Origin of the sequence: Mesorhizobium sp. M7A.F.Ca.ET.027.03.2.1, from assembly GCF_003999175.1 — a bacterium.
Classification (GTDB): Bacteria; Pseudomonadota; Alphaproteobacteria; order Rhizobiales; family Rhizobiaceae; genus Mesorhizobium.
On the sequence record NZ_RZOM01000826.1, the window covers coordinates 1 to 2,841 of the forward strand.

The following is a 2,841-nucleotide window of genomic DNA, read 5'->3' on the forward strand; positions in this document are numbered from 1 at the left end:
GGCTTGCGCAGCAGGAAAACAAACGGGATGGCAAGCAGCGTCATCACCATGAGTATTTTGAAGTCGTTGACGTAGGAAATCATCATCGCCTGCAGATTGACCATGCGATCGACCTGCGAAAGCGCCGTCGGATCGCCGCTCGCGGCGGCAGGAGAGACCGCCCAAAGATTGGGGTTGAATGGGTTGATGAAGGCCGAAAGCTCGGTGTGATTGATCTGCGTGTTGCGCACCATCAGAACCGTCACGACCGACACGCCTATGGACGAGCCAAGATTGCGCACCAGGCTGAACAGGGCCGTGGCATCGGTGCGGAAGCGAACGTCAAGCGTGGCGAAGGCGACGGTCGACAGCGGCACGAACACCATTCCCATCCCCAGGCCCTGGATGACGCCGGAGCTGATGATCAGCCAATTGTCCATCTGCGGCGTGAAGCTGGACATGGTGTAGAGCGACTGTGCGGTCAGGAGGAAGCCGATGACCACGAGGATCCTGGCGTCGATCTTGCTCATGAGCCGGCCGACGACCAGCATTGAAATCATGGTGCCGATACCGCGTGGCCCTATGACGACGCCGATGGTGACGGTCGGATAGCCGAAGATGGTCGACAGCATCGGCGGCAACAGCGACATGCTCGCCAGGATGAGCACACCCATGATGAAGATGAACGCCAGCCCGGTCACGAAATTGCGGTCGAGGAAGATCTTGGGATCGATGAAGGGGTGTTCGGCGGTCATGGTGTGAATGATGAACACCCAGAAGCCGGTGAGCGAAAGACCAAGTTCGATCCAGATCTCGACCGAGGAAAACCAGTCGACCTCGCCGCCGCGATCGAGCAGCAGCTGAAGCGCGCCGACGCCGAGCGATATCATGGCGAAGCCGAAGAAATCGAAGCCGCGCACCCGCCGGGCAACGGCCGGCAAGTAGGCGGCCATGCCGAGAAAGGCGACGATGCCGACCGGCAGGTTGATGAAGAACACCCAGCGCCAGTTGAAATTTTCGGTCAGCCAGCCACCCAGCGTCGGGCCCAGAATCGGCCCCAGCATGATGCCGGCGCCCCAGATGGCCATCGCCTGGCCATGGCGTTCCCTGGGATTGATGTCGAGCAGGAAGGTTTGCGACAGAGGCACGATCGCCGCGCCGAACACGCCTTGCATCAGCCGGAAGAACACTATGGACTCCAGGCTCCAGGCGATGCCGCACAGCATCGAGAATATGGTGAAGCCGACCACCGCCGTCAGGAACAGTTCCTTACGGCCGAAGCGGTCGGCCAGCCAGCCGGTGACCGGCGTCATGATGGCGGCGGCAACGATGTAGGAGGTCAGCACCCAGTTGATGTTGTCCGGCGAGGCGCCGAGATCGCCCGTCATTGTCGGCAGAGCGACGTTGGCGATCGTCGTGTCGAGCGCCTGCATGACCGTCGCCAGCATGAGCGCGACCGTGATCAGGCCGCGATGCGGCACTTCTTTGAAGGGTTCGGGCGTGCTCATGGCGTGGAACTTCCAGCAGGTAACAAAAACGTGTACAAGGGGTTTCCGGGCGGCAACGCCTTCCGTTGAGAGACCCTCGTCGCGGTGGGACGCGATCGTCGATGTGGGGGTTACATCGACTGAAAGTCTCTGATGAGCGGATGCCTGCCGCCCGGAAACATGAGGACCGACGGGTCCGCGTCGGAGATTTCAGATTTCGGCCAGGCCGCGACGCGGCAGCGCCAAACGCTGATCCTTCCAGCTCCTCCCATCAGACCAATCCTGCTATTCACCTCCGCCGCTGGTCCTGCGGCAATCTGTTGACGTTACTGCGCGGCCTCGCCAGCCGTGGCGTGACCAAAGATCGAGGGCAGGCCACGCGCCACGCCGGTGTCGACGGTAACGGTGGCGCTCATGCCGGTGCGCAACGCCATCTTGGCGTCCGCATCGATCAGTTCGAGACGAACCGGGATACGCTGTGTGACCTTGACCCAGTTGCCGGTGGCATTTTGGGCGGGCAGCAGCGAGAACTCGGCTCCCGTGCCGGCGCCGATCGCCTTGACCGTCGCCTCGAAGGTGCGCCCTGGATAGGTGTCGACCACGATCTCGGCCTTCTGCCCGGGCTTCATGTGGGTGAGCTGCGTTTCCTTGAAATTGGCATCGATCCAGGTGTCACCGGTCTCGACCAGCGAAAACAGCGGCGTGCCGGAACCGACATACTGACCGACCTTGAACGACGAGGCCTGGCTGACGATGCCGTCCGCCGGCGCCTTGACCGTTGTCTGGGCCAGGTCGTAGGCCGCCTTGTCGCGCGCGGCGAGCGCGGCCATCACGGTCGGGTGCTTGTCGGTCTCGATGTCGGGATTGCCGCCAAGGCCTGCCTTGGCGCTGATGATGCCTTGCTCGGCAACCGCCAGCTGCTGCTTGGCCTTGTCGAGATCGTTCTTGGCTTCGTCGAGCGACGATTTGGCGTTGATGCCCTTCTGGGCGAGATCGGCGGCGCGGTCGAACTGTGACTGGGCGAAGGCGACCTGGCTGGCATCGGATTTCTGCTGAGCCATCGACTGGCCATAGGCCGCGCGCAACTGCTCGACATTGAGACGCGCGCCCGCCACCGCCGCGTCGGCCTGCGCCAGCGCGATCCGGTAGGGCTCGGGGTCGATGGCAAACAGCTCGTCACCCTGCTTGACCAGCTGGTTATCGAAGATGTCGACCTTAACGATGCGGCCGGCCGTGTCGGAAGCGATCGACACCTTGGCCTGCTGCAGATTGGCGTTCTCGGTCTCCTGATAGCGGCCGCCGGTGACCCAGACATAGCCACCGCCAACAGCCAATGCCGCAGGCAGCGCGACCATCAGCAGGAAGCGGCCCAGCC

2 protein-coding genes are annotated in these 2,841 nt (G+C 62.8%); both read right to left on the reverse strand.

The features are described 5' to 3' along the window. Nucleotides 1–1,487 (reverse strand): DHA2 family efflux MFS transporter permease subunit (locus EN750_RS27545; RefSeq protein WP_127398571.1); only part of this gene is annotated, 1,487 nt, incomplete at its 3' end. 305 nt (nucleotides 1,488–1,792) lie between these two features. Next, nucleotides 1,793–2,841 (reverse strand): HlyD family secretion protein (locus EN750_RS27550; protein ID WP_348629629.1); only part of this gene is annotated, 1,049 nt, incomplete at its 5' end.